Annotated in this window: 19 protein-coding genes (1 of these 19 only partly in view); 7 read left to right on the top strand and 12 right to left on the bottom strand. The window is 70.4% G+C overall.

Translation table 11 applies throughout. From position 1 onward, the window contains the following. Window positions 1-40 precede the first annotated feature (40 nt). Window positions 41-988 (bottom strand): NAD-dependent epimerase/dehydratase family protein, encoded by a 948-nt coding sequence (locus ACYCO6_RS00125; RefSeq protein WP_459768340.1) that lies wholly within the window; start codon window positions 986-988, stop codon window positions 41-43. Between the two features lie 237 nt (window positions 989-1,225). Here ACYCO6_RS00125 and ACYCO6_RS00120 point away from each other — a divergent pair, with 237 nt between their 5' ends. Continuing rightward, window positions 1,226-2,413: an OpgC family protein gene (locus tag ACYCO6_RS00120; protein WP_459768339.1), complete on the top strand. Its 1,188-nt coding sequence runs from the start codon at window positions 1,226-1,228 to the stop codon at window positions 2,411-2,413. 25 nt (window positions 2,414-2,438) lie between these two features. Then, on the top strand, window positions 2,439-2,612 hold the full coding sequence (locus tag ACYCO6_RS00115) for a DUF2256 domain-containing protein (RefSeq protein ID WP_459768338.1): 174 nt from the start codon (window positions 2,439-2,441) through the stop codon (window positions 2,610-2,612). Between the two features lie 9 nt (window positions 2,613-2,621). Here ACYCO6_RS00115 and ACYCO6_RS00110 read toward each other — a convergent pair whose 3' ends face one another. From ACYCO6_RS00110 to ACYCO6_RS00095, 4 genes are read right to left on the bottom strand one after another with little or no spacing between them, the layout of a single operon-like run. After that, entirely contained in the window at window positions 2,622-3,221 is a 600-nt protein-coding gene (locus tag ACYCO6_RS00110; protein WP_459768337.1) for a nucleotidyltransferase family protein, read from the bottom strand. Continuing rightward, window positions 3,214-4,251, bottom strand: a complete 1,038-nt coding sequence (locus tag ACYCO6_RS00105; protein ID WP_459768336.1) for a molybdopterin-binding protein — start codon at window positions 4,249-4,251, stop codon at window positions 3,214-3,216. The genes ACYCO6_RS00110 and ACYCO6_RS00105 overlap by 8 nt, the downstream gene beginning before the upstream one ends. Next, a complete protein-coding gene (locus ACYCO6_RS00100) occupies window positions 4,248-4,949 on the bottom strand; it encodes an XdhC family protein (RefSeq protein WP_459768335.1) in 702 nt (233 codons plus the stop codon). The genes ACYCO6_RS00105 and ACYCO6_RS00100 overlap by 4 nt, the downstream gene beginning before the upstream one ends. Next, complete coding sequence (locus ACYCO6_RS00095; RefSeq protein ID WP_447721073.1) at window positions 4,949-5,272, bottom strand: XdhC family protein; 324 nt, start codon at window positions 5,270-5,272, stop codon at window positions 4,949-4,951. Before ACYCO6_RS00095 ends, ACYCO6_RS00100 begins: the two co-directional genes overlap by 1 nt. A gap of 294 nt (window positions 5,273-5,566) precedes the next feature. Between ACYCO6_RS00095 and ACYCO6_RS00090 the strand changes: the two genes are divergently transcribed. Beyond that, window positions 5,567-6,961, top strand: a complete 1,395-nt coding sequence (locus ACYCO6_RS00090) for an ATP-binding protein (protein ID WP_459768334.1) — start codon at window positions 5,567-5,569, stop codon at window positions 6,959-6,961. A gap of 7 nt (window positions 6,962-6,968) precedes the next feature. Here ACYCO6_RS00090 and ACYCO6_RS00085 read toward each other — a convergent pair whose 3' ends face one another. Then, window positions 6,969-7,259 carry a hypothetical protein gene (locus ACYCO6_RS00085; protein ID WP_459768333.1) on the bottom strand — a complete coding sequence of 97 codons (291 nt, stop codon included), beginning with the start codon at window positions 7,257-7,259 and terminating at the stop codon, window positions 6,969-6,971. Between the two features lie 176 nt (window positions 7,260-7,435). Between ACYCO6_RS00085 and ACYCO6_RS00080 the strand changes: the two genes are divergently transcribed. Beyond that, the gene (locus tag ACYCO6_RS00080; RefSeq protein WP_459768332.1) at window positions 7,436-7,627 is read left to right on the top strand and encodes a hypothetical protein; all 192 of its coding nucleotides are present in this window, start codon (window positions 7,436-7,438) and stop codon (window positions 7,625-7,627) included. Window positions 7,628-7,650: 23 nt separating this feature from the next. After that, the gene (locus tag ACYCO6_RS00075; protein WP_459768331.1) at window positions 7,651-8,832 is read left to right on the top strand and encodes a pyridoxal phosphate-dependent aminotransferase; all 1,182 of its coding nucleotides are present in this window, start codon (window positions 7,651-7,653) and stop codon (window positions 8,830-8,832) included. A 180-nt stretch (window positions 8,833-9,012) separates the two neighbouring features. Here ACYCO6_RS00075 and ACYCO6_RS00070 read toward each other — a convergent pair whose 3' ends face one another. From ACYCO6_RS00070 to ACYCO6_RS00055, 4 genes are all read right to left on the bottom strand, one after another. Continuing rightward, the gene (locus tag ACYCO6_RS00070) at window positions 9,013-10,077 is read right to left on the bottom strand and encodes an esterase (protein WP_459768330.1); all 1,065 of its coding nucleotides are present in this window, start codon (window positions 10,075-10,077) and stop codon (window positions 9,013-9,015) included. A gap of 111 nt (window positions 10,078-10,188) precedes the next feature. Further along, window positions 10,189-10,701, bottom strand: coding sequence for a DUF533 domain-containing protein (locus tag ACYCO6_RS00065; RefSeq protein ID WP_459768329.1), 513 nt, complete (start codon window positions 10,699-10,701; stop codon window positions 10,189-10,191). Between the two features lie 70 nt (window positions 10,702-10,771). Beyond that, on the bottom strand, window positions 10,772-11,107 hold the full coding sequence (locus ACYCO6_RS00060) for a hypothetical protein (RefSeq protein ID WP_459768328.1): 336 nt from the start codon (window positions 11,105-11,107) through the stop codon (window positions 10,772-10,774). Between the two features lie 139 nt (window positions 11,108-11,246). Further along, window positions 11,247-12,275, bottom strand: a complete 1,029-nt coding sequence (locus tag ACYCO6_RS00055; protein ID WP_459768327.1) for an alpha/beta hydrolase — start codon at window positions 12,273-12,275, stop codon at window positions 11,247-11,249. A gap of 190 nt (window positions 12,276-12,465) precedes the next feature. Between ACYCO6_RS00055 and meaB the strand changes: the two genes are divergently transcribed. Beyond that, window positions 12,466-13,452: a methylmalonyl Co-A mutase-associated GTPase MeaB gene (meaB, locus tag ACYCO6_RS00050; protein WP_459768326.1), complete on the top strand. Its 987-nt coding sequence runs from the start codon at window positions 12,466-12,468 to the stop codon at window positions 13,450-13,452. A gap of 154 nt (window positions 13,453-13,606) precedes the next feature. After that, window positions 13,607-13,993 carry a CsbD family protein gene (locus ACYCO6_RS00045; protein WP_459768325.1) on the top strand — a complete coding sequence of 129 codons (387 nt, stop codon included), beginning with the start codon at window positions 13,607-13,609 and terminating at the stop codon, window positions 13,991-13,993. 79 nt (window positions 13,994-14,072) lie between these two features. On the opposite strand, the gene ACYCO6_RS00040 is transcribed toward ACYCO6_RS00045, so the two are convergent. Together ACYCO6_RS00040 and ACYCO6_RS00035 are read right to left on the bottom strand one after the other, a co-directional pair. Then, window positions 14,073-14,858 (bottom strand): 3-hydroxybutyrate dehydrogenase, encoded by a 786-nt coding sequence (locus ACYCO6_RS00040; protein WP_459768324.1) that lies wholly within the window; start codon window positions 14,856-14,858, stop codon window positions 14,073-14,075. Window positions 14,859-14,932: 74 nt separating this feature from the next. After that, window positions 14,933-15,597, bottom strand: partial view of a HAMP domain-containing sensor histidine kinase gene (locus tag ACYCO6_RS00035; RefSeq protein ID WP_459768323.1) — the end only. The gene runs 844 nt beyond the window's last position; the window shows 665 of its 1,509 coding nt (coding positions 845-1,509); its start codon lies off the right edge, out of view — the gene reads right to left on this strand; the stop codon is at window positions 14,933-14,935.

Here is a 15,597-nt window from a genome sequence, read left to right as displayed (position 1 = left end):
GCCACGGCACCGGGGATGCTCGCCATCCCCGGGGAACCGGTCAGCCGAGACGCACCCGCGCCTCGGCGAGGATCGCCGACAGGCTCTGCGCGAGCGGGATCGCCGGCGTCCACCCTGTGGCGGCCGCGAAGGCAGCCGGGTCGCAGCCCTCGCTGCGCACGCCCGCCGGCCGGACTCGGTCGGCCGCCACCCGGACCGAGAAGGCCGCATCCGTCATGGCCCGGAGCGCGTCGAGGATCTCCGAGACCGGCGTCACGACGCCGGACCCGACGTTGTAGATGCCGCCATCGGGCAGGTCGTCGATCCGCTCGATCACGCGCAGGCACGCCGCCGTGAAATCGGCCACGTCGAAGAAATCGCGCCCCGCCGAGAGATCGCCCACCTCCAGAACCGGCGGCGCAAGGCCGCGCTCGATGCGGGCGATCTGCCCGGCGAAGGAGGCGACCACGAAGGTCTCGCTCTGCCCGGGCCCGATATAGTTCGACGGCCGCAGCACGAGATGCTTCACGCGGGCATTGGCCAGCACGTCGCGCAGGATGTACTCGCAGGCGGTCTTGGTCCGCCCGGCGATGGTGTCGGGCCGCGGTGTCACGCTCTCGTCGGGACACGCCCGGTCCCGGAAGGCCTCGCCGTAGACCACGGACGCGCTCAGGAACACGAGGGCCGCGCGGGTCTTGGCCACCGCCTCGGCGAGGTTCAGGGTCCCGAGCAGGTCGGCCCGCCACGCATAGGACGGCGTCTCGCTCGACTGGGCCACCGAGGCCAGGGCCGCGAGATGGAAGACGAGGGTCGGGCGGAAGGCGGCGACCGCCTCGGCGAGCTTGCCGGCATCGAAAGGGTCGACGTCGAGGAAGGTCACGCCGTCGAGAGGCGGCTGTGCGCTCCGATCGATGCCGAGGATGCGGCTGCCGGGGGGAAGCCCCTGTCGGAGCGCCTCGAGCAGGCGGCGGCCGAGGTAGTCTCCGGCTCCGGTGACGAGGACGCGCATGAACCCAGCCCCTCCCCGGCTTGGTCGGCGGAACGCCGGGATTGATCCGCCGCGTCTATACCGGGCCCGGCCGCGACGCGAGTGGTGTCGCCCGGCCGCGTAGTGGCGCCTTTGTCGACGTCTGAACAAAGGCGCGTGATCGGTGCACTCTCCGGCGGCGTTCGCGCTGCAGTGCGGTATCATTGTGGAATGGCTGCAGGCCGCGCCAGACCTGCGGCCCTGCCGGTGATGGATTGCGTGAAGAGCATCGACGATCTCGAGCGGCCCACGGACGCGAACCGGCGGCAGCCGGTCTCCCGCCCGCCCGCAGGACAGAGGCCTGCCAAGCCGGTCCGCGACGCGCGGGTCGACGTGCTGCGCGGCTTCGCGCTGCTGACGATCTTCGTCGACCACATCCCCCGCAACGCGCCGGCCCTGTTCACGCTGCACAATTTCGGGTTCTCGGACGCGGCCGAGATCTTCGTGCTGCTGGCGGGCTATTCGTCGATGATGGCCTATGGCGGCCTGTTTCGCCGTGCCGGAATCCGGACGGCGCTCGTCCGCATCGCCCGGCGCTGCCTGCGGATCTACCTGTTTCAGGCGGGCCTGCTGCTCGCCACCCTGGTCATCGTCCGGATCTGGATGGATCTCACCGGCCTGACGCCGCGCTTCGGGGTCGCCCCGCTGCTCCAGATGGGGCTTCTGCCGGGTCTCCTGCGCGGGCTCGCGCTGAACGCGCTGCCCAATTATCTCGACATCCTACCGCTCTACATTCTGCTGCTGGCTCTGTTTCCGCTGGTCTATTTCGGCATGCGGCGCGGGGTCTGGGGCGTGCTGGCCCTGTCGGGCACCGTGTGGCTCGCCGCCAACCTCGACTATCACCTGAACCTGCCGAACGCCGCGGCGGTGGATGACGGGTGGTACTTCAACCCCTTCGCGTGGCAGTTCCTGTTCGTGATCGGCGCGGCCCTGGCGCTGGCGATCCGCGCCGGGGACGGCCTGCTGCCGCGGCGGGGCTGGGCCGTGGCGGCCGCCTGGGCCTACCTGGCCTTCGCGCTGTTCCAGGGGGGATCCTGGGCGGAGTGGGGCCTGCCGGATCTCAGGCCGCTCGCCATCGGTGTCCCGGACAAGAGCCACGTCGCGCCCCTGCGCCTGCTGGACATCCTGGCCCTGACCTACCTGCTGTTCAGTGCGCCGGCGGCGGCGCGCTTCTGCCGGCGGCCTTCGCTCCGGCTGATCGATGCCTGCGGCCGGCACTCGCTGGAGGTCTTCGCGGCCGGATGCCTGGCGGCGCTCATCGGCCGCATCCTCTATCGCACCTTCGACGCTACATGGCCGCTTCAGGTCGCGGTCAATCTCGGGGGGCTCGCGGTCATGCTCGGGCTCGCCCACGTCCGTGACGCCCGCCTCAAGAGGGCGCCGGCTCCGGTGCGCGTCCGCCCCTGATCGGCCAGAGGACGGAGGGGACAGGATGCCGCGGATGCGCCGCAAGGGCGACCTTCCGGAGAAGATCTGCGCCCAGTGCGGCCGCCCCTTCGCGTGGCGCAGGAAGTGGGAGCGCGTCTGGGACGCGGTGCGCTACTGTTCGGACCGATGCCGGGACGAGGCCAGGACGGCGCGCAGGCGCAGCGACGGGCAGGCCTGAGCCGGCCCGTCACGTCTCGTCGGCGTGCAGGGCGGCGAGCCCGGACGGCGTGTCGACATCGAGGGCGGTGGCCGGATCACCTGGGATCTCCAGCACGTCGGCCCGCCCCTTGAGGACCGGCCCGGCGCCGTGGTCGCCGGTGAGGCGCGCGATGTCGGGGGCGAGGCGGCGCAGGTTGAGCAGGACCGGGTTTCCGCGCCGTCCGTCCTGCACGGGGACTACGGCGGCCGGCTCCGGCTCGGAGCCCGCGAAGGCTTCGGCAAGGCGGTCGATATGGGCGGCCGTCACGCGCGGCATGTCGCCCAGCATCACCACGGCTGCCGTGCAGGAGCGCGGCAGCGCCGCGAGGCCGGCCTGCAAGGACGTCGCGAGGCCGGACCGGAAATCCGGATTCTCGACGCGGATCAGGTCGAGCCCGTCGAGCGCCGTGCGGACCGCTTCCGCATGCGCCCCGAACACGGCCACGACCGGGCGCGGCCTAGCGCCCAGGGCCGCCTCGGCGGCGTGGCGCACCAGCGGCTTGCCATCGAGGAGCGCGAGAAGCTTGGGTTCCGGGCCGAAGCGGCGTCCGAGGCCCGCGGCGAGCAGAACCGTGCCGACCTCAGGCATCCGCGTCGGACTCCTCTCCGGCGGTCTCGCCCCCGGCGCGGGGCTGCGGCCGGGAGACGATCTCCATCAGCAGACCGCCGACCCCCAGCGCGACGATGTCGGCCCGGGTCACCGGCAGATCCGCAAGCAGGCGGTGCAGGATCCAGTCGAAGCCGTTCTCCTTGGGCGAGCGCGCGCAGCCTGGCGCGCCGATCACCGGCACGTCCCCGCGTGTCCCGACGAGGAGCAGGTTGCCCGGATCGACCGGCATCCCGAGATGCGCGACACGGCCGCCCGCGGCCTCGATGCCGGCCGGGATGACATCGCGCCGGTCGGCGATGGCCGAAGCGCCGAACACCACCACGAGATCCGCACCGGCGCCGTCGATTGCCCGCGCCAGGGCCGCGGCCACGGCGGCGTCGGCGTGCGGAACCCGGATCTCGGCGACGATCTCGGCACCCGCCGGGACGAGACGCTCGGCGAGCACCCGGAGCGTCTTGTCGATGGTCGCCTCCTTGAGACTGGGAAGCCGGGTCGAGATCACGCCCACGCGCCGGCGGCGATACGGAGCTACCGCGAGGACGCCGCCCTCGGTCGCCGCGCAGGCGTGGGCAAGCACGGCCCCGGGCACCGCGTACGGGATGATCTTCACGGTGGCGACCATCTCGCCGGCGACCACAGGCTTGAAGCGCGGCAACGTCGCCACGGTCACCGCCTCGTCGACGGCGTTGACCGCATCGATCCCGGTGGGGTCCAGGGTCAGGACGCCCGCACGCTCGGCGAAGAGGTTGCACCGGCCGGTGAAGGGCGCCTCCACGCGCAGGTTCACCCCACGGAGATGACCGGCGAGTTGCGCGGCAGCGTCGTTCTCGCCGACGTCGCCCGGTTCCAGGGCGGCCGCGACGATCTCGGAGAGGCCGGAACGCGCCAGATCGCGTGCCGTATCGTGCGCGATCACCGCGCCCTTGCGCAGGGTGATGCCCTCGCGCCGGACGGTGTGCGCGCTGATCAGGCCGGCCGCCTCCGCGACCGGCACGGGGCCGAACCTCACGCGACCTCCGGACGGGGTGCGCGGCGCAGGTCCGCCACGATCTCGGCCAGCACGGCGAGCGCGATCTCGGCGGGGCTCACCGCCCCGATGGGAAGCCCGATCGGCGCGCGGATCCGACCGATCTGCTCGGCCGGGAAGCCGGCCTCGTTAAGCCGCGCGACACGGGCCGCATGGGTCTTCCGGGAGCCCAGCGCACCCACGTAGAAGCACCCCGCCGTGAGCGCCGCCTTGAGCGCGGGATCGTCGATCTTAGGGTCGTGGGTCAGGGCAGCGAGCGCGCAGTACCGGTCGAGCGGCGGGACCCGTGTCCCGAGCGCCGCGTCCGGCCATTCGGCCACCAGTTCGATCCCCGGGAAGCGCTCGGGCGTCGCGAAGGCGGTGCGGGGGTCGATCACCGTGAGCGCGAGGTCGAGCCCCGCCGCCATCGGCGCCATCGCCTGCGAGATGTGGACGGCGCCGATCACGACCAGACGCACCGGCGGCACCTGCACGGTGAGGAACAGCGTCCGCCCGTCGGCCTCCACGAGGCCGCTCTTGCCGGAGGCGAGATGCCTGCCCAGCCGCTCGCCGAGCGGATCGGCGGCGATCTCCGCCTCGCGCACGAGGCGCTGAGTGCCGTCGGCAATGTCGGTGACGAGGATCGCGGCCCGGCGCGCCGCCCGCTCGCCATTGAGTTCCGCCAGGATGTCGGCCCGCATCAGTCGACCCGCTCGACGAAGACGCGGATCCGGCCGCCGCAGGACAATCCGGCCCGCCACGCGGTCTCGTCTGCGACGCCGAATTCGAGGACGCGCGGCGCGCCCGCCTCGATCACCTCGATCGCCTCGGTGATCACCGCGCCCTCGACGCAGCCCCCCGAGACGGAGCCCAGGAAATTGCCCTCGCCGTCCACGACGAGGTGGCTGCCCACCGGCCGCGGGGCGGAGCCCCAGGTCTCGATCACGGTGGCCAGCGCCACGGCGCGACCGTCGCGCCGCCAGGACTCGGCGGCGGCAAGAATATCTGTATCGGTGCTGAGCATGGCCTCGAGGACTTTCGGCCGGCGGGCGCCCCCCGCAACCCTCAGGTATGGTCCGGGCGTCGCCGTGCAAGGCGCCCCCTGCGCCTGTGAGCAGGGGGCGCATATTACGAAACGATGGCGGAAGACGGCGCGCGGCAATAGTCTGTCACCGCAACCTTTCGCGGAGACGACGCCCTGGGAAGTGTCCGGCATGTCCAATCCACATCCTCATCCTGAGGTGCCGGAGCGCGGCGGAGGCCCCGAGAGGAGAGCAGCTCGCCGCTCTTCATGGGCCCGGCTTGGTCCCCTGACCACATGAACGCCCCCGATCCTGCACTCGCACGGGCCCTCCGGACGGACCCGCCGCGGTCTGCGGCGCACCGGCTGTGGAAGCGCGTCACCCGGCCGATCGGCGACGCCCTGCCGAAGGGTCTCTACGCGCGCTCGCTGATCATCATCATCGCCCCCGTCGTCCTGCTCCAGTCGGTGATCGCCTACACCTTCATGGAGCGGCACTGGCAGCTCGTCACGAAGCGCCTGTCCGCCGCGGTGACGGCCGACGTCGCCGCGCTGATCGACATCTACGAGAGCTATCCGCAGGACAAGGATGCCGAGACGCTCTCGCGCATCGCCGGCGAGCGGCTGAACCTCGATCTCGACATCCTGAAGGGCGCCAAGCTGCCACCGCCGGGGCCGCGGCCGTTCTTCTCGATCCTGGACGAGGCCCTCTCGGACGAGATCCGGCGTCAGATCCGGCGGCCCTTCTGGATCGACACGGTGGGAAGGTCGAACCTGATCGAGATCCGGGTGGCGATCCCCGACGGGGTGATGCGCATCACCGCGCGGCGCAGCCAGGCCTACGCGTCGAACTCGCATATCTTCCTGGTCTGGATGATCGGTTCATCGCTGGTCCTGCTCGGCGTCGCGATCCTGTTCCTGCGCAACCAGATCAAGCCGATCCTGCGGCTCGCCGCCGTGGCGGAGGGATTCGGCAAGGGCCGCGAGATCGAGTTCCGGCCCCGCGGCGCCCGCGAGGTGCGCCAGGCCGGCCACGCCTTCATCGAGATGAAGCGACGGATCGAGCGGGCGATGGAGCAGCGCACCACGATGCTGAACGGCGTCAGCCACGACCTGCGCACGATCCTCACCCGCTTCCGCCTCTCCCTGGCGCTGGTCGAGCAGACCAGCGAGATCGAGGATCTCAGCCGCGACGTCGACGAGATGAGCCGGATGCTGGAGGGCTACCTCGCCTTCGCGCGCGGCGATTCGGCGGAGCCCGCCACCCCGACCGACATGCGGGCGCTCCTGGAAGATCTGCGCACCGACGTGGAGCGGCTCGGCGCCCATGTCTCGGAGGTCGAACTCGTCGGCGCGCCGGAGGTCACCGTGCGCCCGGGCGCCTTCCGGCGTTGCCTGTTCAACCTCGCGGCCAATGCCGCACGCCACGGCGAGACGGTAGCGATCTCCGGCCGGCTCGAAGCCCGGGCCTTCTTCGTCTCCATCGACGACGACGGGCCGGGAATCCCACCCGAAAGCCGCGAGGAAGTCTTCAAACCGTTCGTGCGGCTCGATGACGCCCGCCAGGATGCCGGCGGCTCCGGGCTGGGATTGGCCATCGCCCGGGACATCGCGCGGGCCCACGGGGGCGACATCGCCCTGCACGACAGCCCGCTGGGCGGCCTGCGGGCCACCGTCCGGGTCCCGGCCTGAGGCCGGGTCAGGCGTCGGCGGGCCGGCGCAGGCGCAGGAACTCCGCCTGAACGTTCCGGATGAGATGATCGAGGCTCGCCTCGTCGAGGGCGGCGCGGGCGAGCCGCTCACGCAGGTCGGCCTCACCGGCCCAGGCATACCCTGAATCGTACGGCAGGTGACGCCGCAGCAGGGGACTCACGACGCTCTCGCGCCGGTAGGCGGGATGACGCAGCAGCTTGCCGATGTGGAGCGTGAGAATATCGACATTGGATATCTCAGGCCCACCGCCCCTCCATGTGACCGATGATCGGCTCATACTGGTCCGTCCTCCTGAAACGCCAGTATCGAGCCAAATGATTGCGCATCGGTGTGTGTCCGGCCGGACCGGCGAAAAACTGCCGCCTGCGGGGTCCCAACCTTCGCGGCAGGGTGATATGCAGGTCCGCTTCCCATGAGCCGCGGCCAACCGCGCGCCGGATCCGAGTGCCGAACATGAACCCGCTCGTCCCCCTGTTCATCCTCATCTCCCTGCCGCTCGCCGCCATCGGGCTGGTGCTCTACACCGACGAGGGCATCAATCCGGACCTGTTCTACGCCTCGGTGAAGACCTTCGTGATCCTGGGCGCGATCGCGGTGGCGATGTCGTTCGGCGCGATGAAGCTCGCCGAGCGCACCAAGCACTGAGTCTCCACGTCCCGGAGGGCGCGATGCTGCACGTGGTCCCGGCTTTCTCGCGCATCGGCGAGGAGAACGCCTTCGCGGTGCTCGCCCGCGCCCAGGCCCTGGCCTCTCAGGGCCGGGACGTGATCAATCTCGGCATCGGCCAGCCGGACATGCCGACGCCCGCCCACGTGGTGGAGGCTGGCATCAAGGCCCTGCGCGACGGCCACCACGGCTACACGCCGGCGGTTGGCATTCCGCCACTCCGCGAAGCCGTGGCCCGCGACATCCATCGCCGCCACGGCGTGGAGGTCTCGCCCGATTCCGTGATGATCGTGCCGGGCGGCAAGGTCACCATGTTCATGGCGATCCTGATGTTCGGCGAGCCCGGCGCCGAGATCCTGTATCCGGATCCCGGCTTTCCGATCTACCGCTCGATGATCGAGTTCACCGGCGCGACGCCGGTGCCGGTGCCGATCCGCGAGGAGAACGGCTTCGCCTTCTCGGCGACCGAGACGCTGGCGCTGATCACGCCGAAGACCCGACTCCTGATCGTCAACTCGCCGGCCAATCCCACCGGCGGCGTCACGCCGAAGGCCGAGATCGACGCCTTGGTGACGGGGCTCGCCGATCACCCGGACGTGGCAGTGCTGTCGGACGAGATCTACGGCACGATGACCTACGATGGCGAGCGGCACCACTCGCTGCTGAAATATCCCGAAATCCGCGACCGGCTGGTCTATCTCGACGGCGCGTCCAAGACCTACGCGATGACCGGCTGGCGCCTCGGCTGGTCGGTCTGGCCGAAGCCGCTCTACGACGCCGCGCGCAAACTCGCGGTCAATGCGCATTCCTGCGTCAACGCGGCGACCCAGTGGGCCGGTATCGCGGCGCTCGATGGTCCGCAGGATTGCGTGGCCGATATGGTCGCCGAGTTCGACCGGCGCCGGGCGATCGTGGTGGACGGCCTGAATGCTTTGCCGAACGTGTCCTGCATCGCCCCGAAGGGCGCGTTCTACGCTTTCCCGAACATCTCCCGGACCGGATGGAAGGCGAAGGCGCTCGCCTCGACCCTGCTGGAGGAAGCGGGGGTGGCGGTGATCGGCGGCCCGGATTTCGGCGTCCACGGCGAGGGCTACATACGCCTCTCCTATGCCAACTCGGCGGAGAACATCCGGCGGGCGCTGGCGCGGATGGGCACGTTCCTCAGCGAGCGTAAGCCGGGCTGAGTCCGCCCGGGCACTCATCGCCGCCTCCACCTTAGCCTGAAGTGCCCGCGTCAGCGGACCTCGAAGGAGGTCTCTGGGGATCACGGCGACATCTGGAGGTCCTCTTCGAGGCCTCCGCTGCGCTCCGACGCCTCAGGATGAGGTGAAGACTGCGACAAGAACGGTCGACCGCGCTTCGCCTCACGACTTGCCCGCCACCCGCTTGTCGATCCAGCCTGAGAGCCACTCGGCGATGTCGAGGCTGTTCTTGTCCTGCATCAGCATGTGTGAATTGCCGTGGATGCCGATCTCCGGCAGCAGGATCAGCTCGGCCCGGCCGCCGGCCGCATTCGCCGCCGCCACGAAGCTGCGGCACTGCTTGAGCCGGGGGGCCCAGCGGGGTGAGGCGTCGACATAGTCGCCGAACAGGACCAGGATCGGCAGATCCTTGTACGGAGCCAAGTCGTCCTTGGCCGGATCCGGGCAGGCCGCGGGCTCGATGGCCACGATCGCGCGGATCCCGGCGCGGTCGAGGGCGGCGGTCTGGAACGGGTAAATTCCCGACTGCGAGTGCGAGATCAGCACCGCGCCCTTGAGGCGCTTGGCGAGCTCCGACAGGGCCGGCACGGTCGGATTCGGCACTGGAAGCGCGGCCGACCAGTCCGGGACCATCTGCTTCCAGAACTCGGCCTGGGCCTCCAGGGGGAACTGCATGCCCGGAAAGACCTTGGGGTATTCGGGCCCGAACCGGAAGATCGCCCAGGCCGGCTCCCGCCCGGCCGAGAAGACCGCCGGCAGTGAGTTCGGATCGGCCCGGCCGGTCTTGACCGCGTTGATCTGCGCGGGGCTTGCCGCCGAACGGCCGCGCCAAGCCTGATCGATCACGTAGGTCGGGAAGCCGCGGCGCAGGAAGAATTCGTCCCAGCCCATGCGGCCGTCGGGCGTGGTCTCCCAGGTCTTGCCGGTCAGGCAGCAGCCATGGATCAGGACCAGGGGTGGCCGGGCGGCCGCGACCGGGATCTGGTAGCGCACATAGACCTGATCGACGCTGATCGTACCGGAGGGCGCGTAGGCCGGCAGCGTCGAGAGCGTGTCGGACGCGACATCGCGGCCGCCGACGAAGAAGCTGCCCTGCTCGGCTATAGTAAGCGGCCCGGCGGACGGCTCGGCGGCGCTGGCGCCGCTACCGAGGATCAGCATGGCCGTAGCTGCCGCGTAGACGGCTCGGCGGGCGCGTGACAGCGCGGGCACTGACATCCCTGACATGAAATGACCCGGCCCCTCCATCTTCGGGCCAGCTGAGCCCCGCCATCGCCGGATAGACCTAGCACGAAGCTCGACGGTGATGGGAGGCCTGAAGGCCGGGCTGAATATTGCTCAGGCCGCGATCTCGCGCTCGACCCGATCGGTCGCATCGGCCGGCAGATCCAGGGCTTCGGCGAGCATTTTCAGGAACTGCCGCTCCTGAAGCGTGTCGGGATCGATGGCGAGCCGGGCCGCCGCGTAGATCCGCGCCGCTGCGTCGGGGCCCGCGACCCGCTCCGCGAGCTCGTCGATCTCGGCTGGGCTGGCAAGTTCGCGCTCCAGCCAGGACTGCCCATCCGCGTCGATCCCGGCTTCGGCGACGGCCGTGTCGAGCCGCTTGCGCTCCGCGGCGTCGATCATCCCGTCCGCCGTGGTGGCGGCCACCATGGCCCGGAGCATCAGCCGGGCCTCGTCCTCGCCGACATCGGTGAAATCCGGGCCGCCCGTCTCAAGGGGTGCCGTCCCGCGCAGGGCCCGGAAGGCGAGGCCGCCGATCAGAGCGAGGCCGCCGAGCGCGGCGCCCGCAGCGAGCCCGCCGCGCCTGGCGCGCACCAGCGCGTCGACGATTCGCCTGCTGTCCGCCATGCCGTCCTCCCGGTCGTGATCTCCGAATCCGATCGGAAACCATCCGGGAGGCGCTCGGGTTCAGCCGCGCTCAGGCGTCGGCCTCGTCCTCGTCCTCGTCGATGTCCACCAGAAAGACGATGTCGGCCTCGTCCTCTTCGTCCGCATCGGCGTCGGCATGACGGGGATCGTCGGTGAAATCGCCCTCGCCGTCATCCTCCGCCAGGGCATCCTCGAAGATCTCGATCTCGTCCTCGGTGGCCGCACGGACCTTGAGCGCGGAGGTGCCGTTCCAGAGCGGCTTGCCGTCGCTGGTCATCGTGCGGATGTCTTCCTTGAAGCCCTCGCAGGTGAAGAGGTCCTTGGCGGACGCCTCGTCGCTGTTGATCACCGCAACGGCGGTGCCGTCGATCTCGAGCGTGAACATGGCCGGCATCCTTCTCGCAACCGTCCCCTGGCGCGCCTGGTCGGAGGATCGCGCCGCGCCGATGCTGTAGGGACGAACCGGACGCCCGCCAAGCCCGCCAGACATGAATAAACGGCCCAGACCCTGCCGGGCCGGCGGCTCACACGCCCGCGCCGCGCGCGATGGCGCGCTTGACCACGCCCTGCACCTCCGGATTCGACAGGAACAGGTCGTGGTTGATCAGGCCGCCGGCGTAATCCGAAGCGTCCGCGACGCGCACGCCCAGCGCTTCGAGCTTGGCGCGATCGGCGGCGCCGGCGCGGACACCGCCCGCGAGGGCGGCCGAGAGTTCGAGGGCGCGGTCGTTGGTGGCGGAAATCACGGTGATCTTCGAGACATCTGGCCCCAAACGGGCGACGCCGTTGGAGAACAGGTCGAAATCGATGTCGGGCGCCGCCAGCACGACCGCGCCGATGCGAGACATCGCGGGCTCGCCCGCCTCGGCGCGCAGCATGCGCAGGGTCTCGAGCGTCAGAAGCGTGCCCATCGAGTGCGCGACGATGTTGATCCGGCCGCCGCTCGGCGAGACGGCAAGGGCCTTGAGCAGGTCCTCGAACGCATCGCGCGACCACAGGGCGCTCTCGCGGTCGTAATTGTAATCGAGGGTCGCGGCGGCCGACGGCCACGTGAACAGGCCCGAGACGCCGCGAAAGCGGATCCCGTCGGAGAGCCGGGCGGCACTGACGGCGGCCGATTCGAACGATTCGCGATAGCCATGCACGTAGATCAGCACGTCGCGGCCCAGCGCCGCCTGCGCGAAGGCCTCGGCGGCGCCCGGTCCGGTCTCGGATTTCGGCACCGCCCCGATCGTCCAGTCGCCGGTGATGACGGACGAGACCTTGCCGAGCAGGGAGCGGTCGGGGGGCGACAGACGCACCTCGGCGAAGCTCAGGCCGCGACCGCGATCGCTGCTGAAATACGGCGGGCGCGGCGGGCTGCCGACAGGCTTTCGGGTGGTGGCGACCAGCAGCACCGGCATGACGTCGAGCGCCGACTGCTTCTCGGGCAGCGCCGGCCCGGTGCCGAGATCGTCGGTGACGCAGGCCCCGAGGGACGGTGCAAGACCCGCGGCGCCCGCGAGGGCGCCGAACCGGAGAAGGATGCGGCGTGAGACGATCTGGCTCGACATGATCCGGGTGCGCTCGGGCGGGGCCCCTTCCGTCGCGCAGGATCATGACCATGGCGGGGCATGCCGGTCGTCGGCCGCTGTGGAGTGCGGGCAAGGCGCGGTTTGTTGTGCGCGGGACACAGCGCCTCCGCCCCCAACGCTCGACCGGTGGCCTCTCGACGGCGGCCCTCGCCGCCGCCATGAAGGACACATGACGCCACCCATCGACATCGAGAGCCTGCGCGAGCGCCTGCTGCGCGGCGACCGCGCCGCCCTGGCCCGGGCCATCACGCTGGCCGAGTCGAAGCGGGCCGATCACCGGGCCCTGGCCGCGGATCTCATCGACTCGGTGCTTCCGCAGACCGGCAAGGCGATTCGGGTCGGGATCACCGGCGTGCCGGGCGTCGGCAAGTCGACCACGATCGACGCCCTCGGGTCGAACCTGACGGAGGCCGGCCACAAGGTGGCGGTGCTCGCGGTCGACCCGTCCTCCTCCCGCACCGGCGGCTCCATCCTCGGCGACAAGACCCGCATGGCGCGGCTGTCGCACGATCCGAACGCCTTCATCCGTCCCTCCCCCTCCTCCGGCACACTGGGCGGGGTCGCAGCCAAGACGCGCGAGACCATGCTGCTCTGCGAGGCGGCGGGCTTTGATGTGATTCTGGTGGAGACAGTGGGCGTCGGTCAGTCCGAGACTGCGGTGGCCGACCTGACCGACTTCTTCCTCGTGCTGATGCTGCCCGGGGCCGGCGACGAACTGCAGGGCATCAAGAAGGGGATCCTCGAACTCGCCGATATGATCGCGGTCAATAAGGCCGATGCGGGCGAGGCCGAGCAGCGGGCCAACGCCGCGGCCTCGGAGTACCGGGCCGCTTTGCACATCCTCACGCCCGCCTCCGCGACCTGGACGCCACCCGTGGTGACGATCTCGGGCTTCCACAACCTGCGCCTCGATAGGATGTGGGCGAAGATCGTCGATCACCGGGCGAAGCTCACCGCCACCGGCGAGATCCAGGCGAAGCGTCGGGCGCAGGACGTGAAATGGATGTGGGCTCTGGTGGACGAACGGCTGCATCAGCGCCTCGTCGGCTCTCCGGAGGTCCGGCGCCGCACCGCCGAGGCTGAGGCGGGCGTCGCCCGGGGCGAGACCTCGCCGGCCGCCGGCGCCGCCGCCATCGCCGAGCTGATCGGCCTCTGACGCGCGCCGATTCGCCATGATGGCTCGGCTGCGGGCCGGTGCGCATAAAATCGTGATGGCACGGGGCACAAACGCGATCTCGCGCGTTCGGTGGACGACGGCGTATCGAGCGGCGCCCCTGTCTCGGCGCCGCGCTCACGTCCAGGAGAGTGCCATGGTTGATACGGATCGGATCGTCGGCGGTGCCAAGGAGGCTGCCGGCAAGGTTCAGGGCGCGGCCGGCGATTTCGTCGGCTCGAACCGCGACTCGGTCGAGGGGCGCTTTCGCGAGGCCCAGGGCCAAGCCCAGAACGTCTACGGGCAGGTGAAGGACAAGGCGCGTGACCTCGCCGACCGGGCAAGCGACTACGCGAGCGAGGCCTATGATCGCGCCGGCGATGTCTACGAACAGAGCGGCTCTTACCTGCGCGATGGCCGCGCCTATCTGCGCGACGGGCGCGCCGCGGTCGGTGCGCGCGTGGAGGAGAACCCGCTGGTCGCGCTGCTGATCGCGGGTGCGGTGGGCTACGGGCTGGCTCTGCTGATCCACGGCCGCCGCTGATTCAGGGCGGCCCCGTCCTGGCTTGGACGGGGCCGCTCATCATGCCGCCGGGTTCGGCTAAGAGCGTGCCCGTCCGCCGCTACTGCGCCGTCCAGCCGCCATCCATGCTGATGTTGGCGCCGGTGATCTGGCTCGCCGCATCGGAGCACAGGAACACGGCGAGGGCGGCGACCTGTTCGACGGTGACGAACTCTTTGGTCGGCTGAGCCTTGAGCAGCACGTCCTCGATCACCTGCTCCTTGGTGAGCCCGCGCGCCTTCATGGTATCGGGGATCTGCGCCTCCACCAGGGGCGTCCAGACGTAGCCCGGCGAGATGCAGTTCACCGTGATCTTATGGGGCGCGAGTTCGAGCGCCGCCGTCTTGCACAAACCCGCGATCCCGTGCTTGGCGGCCACGTAGGCCGACTTGAACGGCGAGGCCACCAGCGAATGTGCTGAGGCCGTGTTGATGATCCGGCCCCAGCCTCGCGCCTTCATGCCGGGGATCGCGGCGTGCATCGCGTAGAAGGCCGAGGACAGGTTGATCGCGATGATCTGCTCCCACTTATCCGACGGAAAATCCTCGATCGGCGAGACGAACTGGATGCCGGCATTGTTGACCAGCACGTCGACGGATCCGAGCGCCGCTTCCGCCTCGCGCACCATGGCGGTGATCGCCTCGGGCTTACTCATATCGGCGGCCGAGTAGCGGGCTTTGACGCCGTAGGTGCTCTCGATTCCGGCCCGCGTCTCCTCGATAGCCTTCGCGTCCCCGAAACCGTTCAGCACGACGTTGGCCCCCTCGGCCGCCAGAGCGCGGGCGATGGCAAGACCGATGCCGCTGGTGGAGCCGGTGACGAGGGCGGTCTTGGTCTTGAGCGTCATGGAGCCTCCTGGGACGCGGGCGCGCCGTCGATCGGGGTTCGGGCACCGCGGTCGCGGTGGGACGGGTCGAGGACCTAACTAGCGCGCGGAGGCGGCGCCGGCACAGGGCCGCCCGGTTGCGGGGCGTGCCGGATGTCACCGGCCTCTTGCCCGGCCCGCGCCTGAGCCGGGAAGGCAATCTCCACCCGCAGGCCCGGAGCGTTGTCGGAGAGGTGCAGCGTCCCTTGGTGCAGGCGCACCACGGCGTTGACGAGACTGAGACCCAGCCCGAAGCCCGGCCGCGAGCGGGCCTCCTCCAGCCGGACGAAGCGGTCGAGCACGTGGGCGCGCTCCGCCTCCGGAATGCCAGGCCCGTGATCGGAGACGGCGAGCCGGACCGAGTCGCCCGCACGCCAGGCCTCCAGGGCTACGCGGGCCTCCTTTCCTTTGGACGCCGCGCCATATTTCAGGGCGTTGTCGATGAGGTTGGCCAGGGCCTGCCCGATCAGCTCGCGATTGCCCGCGATGATCAGGCCGTCCTCGGCGCGCACGTCGAGGACGAGACCCTGATCCTCGGCGACCGCCTCGTAGAGCTCGCCGACGCCCCGCACCGCCAGGCCGATATCCAGCGGCATCAGGATCTCCCGGGCGCTGCCGGCCTCCAGCCTGGCGATCATCAGGAGGGCGTTGAACACCCGGATCAACCCGTCGCCCTCCTCGATCACCGCTTCGAGGGCGGCGCGCAGCTCATCCGGCGTGG

The sequence above is a fragment of the Methylobacterium sp. CM6257 genome (assembly GCF_054611515.1).
This window is presented reverse-complemented; position numbering and strand designations above follow the sequence as displayed.

What these genes read in the sequence shown, in the direction of transcription:
- ACYCO6_RS00125 (WP_459768340.1), bottom strand. Translation starts at nt 988, where the DNA reads ATGCGCGTCCTCGTCACCGGAGCCGGAGACTACCTCGGCCGCCGCCTG.
- ACYCO6_RS00055 (WP_459768327.1), bottom strand. Translation starts at nt 12,275, where the DNA reads ATGTCGAGCCAGATCGTCTCACGCCGCATCCTTCTCCGGTTCGGCGCC.
- ACYCO6_RS00085 (WP_459768333.1), bottom strand. Translation starts at nt 7,259, where the DNA reads ATGAGCCGATCATCGGTCACATGGAGGGGCGGTGGGCCTGAGATATCC.
- ACYCO6_RS00060 (WP_459768328.1), bottom strand. Translation starts at nt 11,107, where the DNA reads ATGTTCACGCTCGAGATCGACGGCACCGCCGTTGCGGTGATCAACAGC.
- ACYCO6_RS00080 (WP_459768332.1), top strand. Translation starts at nt 7,436, where the DNA reads ATGAACCCGCTCGTCCCCCTGTTCATCCTCATCTCCCTGCCGCTCGCC.
- ACYCO6_RS00100 (WP_459768335.1), bottom strand. Translation starts at nt 4,949, where the DNA reads ATGCGGGCCGACATCCTGGCGGAACTCAATGGCGAGCGGGCGGCGCGC.
- ACYCO6_RS00075 (WP_459768331.1), top strand. Translation starts at nt 7,651, where the DNA reads ATGCTGCACGTGGTCCCGGCTTTCTCGCGCATCGGCGAGGAGAACGCC.
- ACYCO6_RS00040 (WP_459768324.1), bottom strand. Translation starts at nt 14,858, where the DNA reads ATGACGCTCAAGACCAAGACCGCCCTCGTCACCGGCTCCACCAGCGGC.
- ACYCO6_RS00070 (WP_459768330.1), bottom strand. Translation starts at nt 10,077, where the DNA reads ATGTCAGGGATGTCAGTGCCCGCGCTGTCACGCGCCCGCCGAGCCGTC.
- ACYCO6_RS00115 (WP_459768338.1), top strand. Translation starts at nt 2,439, where the DNA reads ATGCCGCGGATGCGCCGCAAGGGCGACCTTCCGGAGAAGATCTGCGCC.
- meaB (WP_459768326.1), top strand. Translation starts at nt 12,466, where the DNA reads ATGACGCCACCCATCGACATCGAGAGCCTGCGCGAGCGCCTGCTGCGC.
- ACYCO6_RS00065 (WP_459768329.1), bottom strand. Translation starts at nt 10,701, where the DNA reads ATGGCGGACAGCAGGCGAATCGTCGACGCGCTGGTGCGCGCCAGGCGC.
- ACYCO6_RS00095 (WP_447721073.1), bottom strand. Translation starts at nt 5,272, where the DNA reads ATGCTCAGCACCGATACAGATATTCTTGCCGCCGCCGAGTCCTGGCGG.
- ACYCO6_RS00045 (WP_459768325.1), top strand. Translation starts at nt 13,607, where the DNA reads ATGGTTGATACGGATCGGATCGTCGGCGGTGCCAAGGAGGCTGCCGGC.
- ACYCO6_RS00110 (WP_459768337.1), bottom strand. Translation starts at nt 3,221, where the DNA reads ATGCCTGAGGTCGGCACGGTTCTGCTCGCCGCGGGCCTCGGACGCCGC.
- ACYCO6_RS00090 (WP_459768334.1), top strand. Translation starts at nt 5,567, where the DNA reads ATGAACGCCCCCGATCCTGCACTCGCACGGGCCCTCCGGACGGACCCG.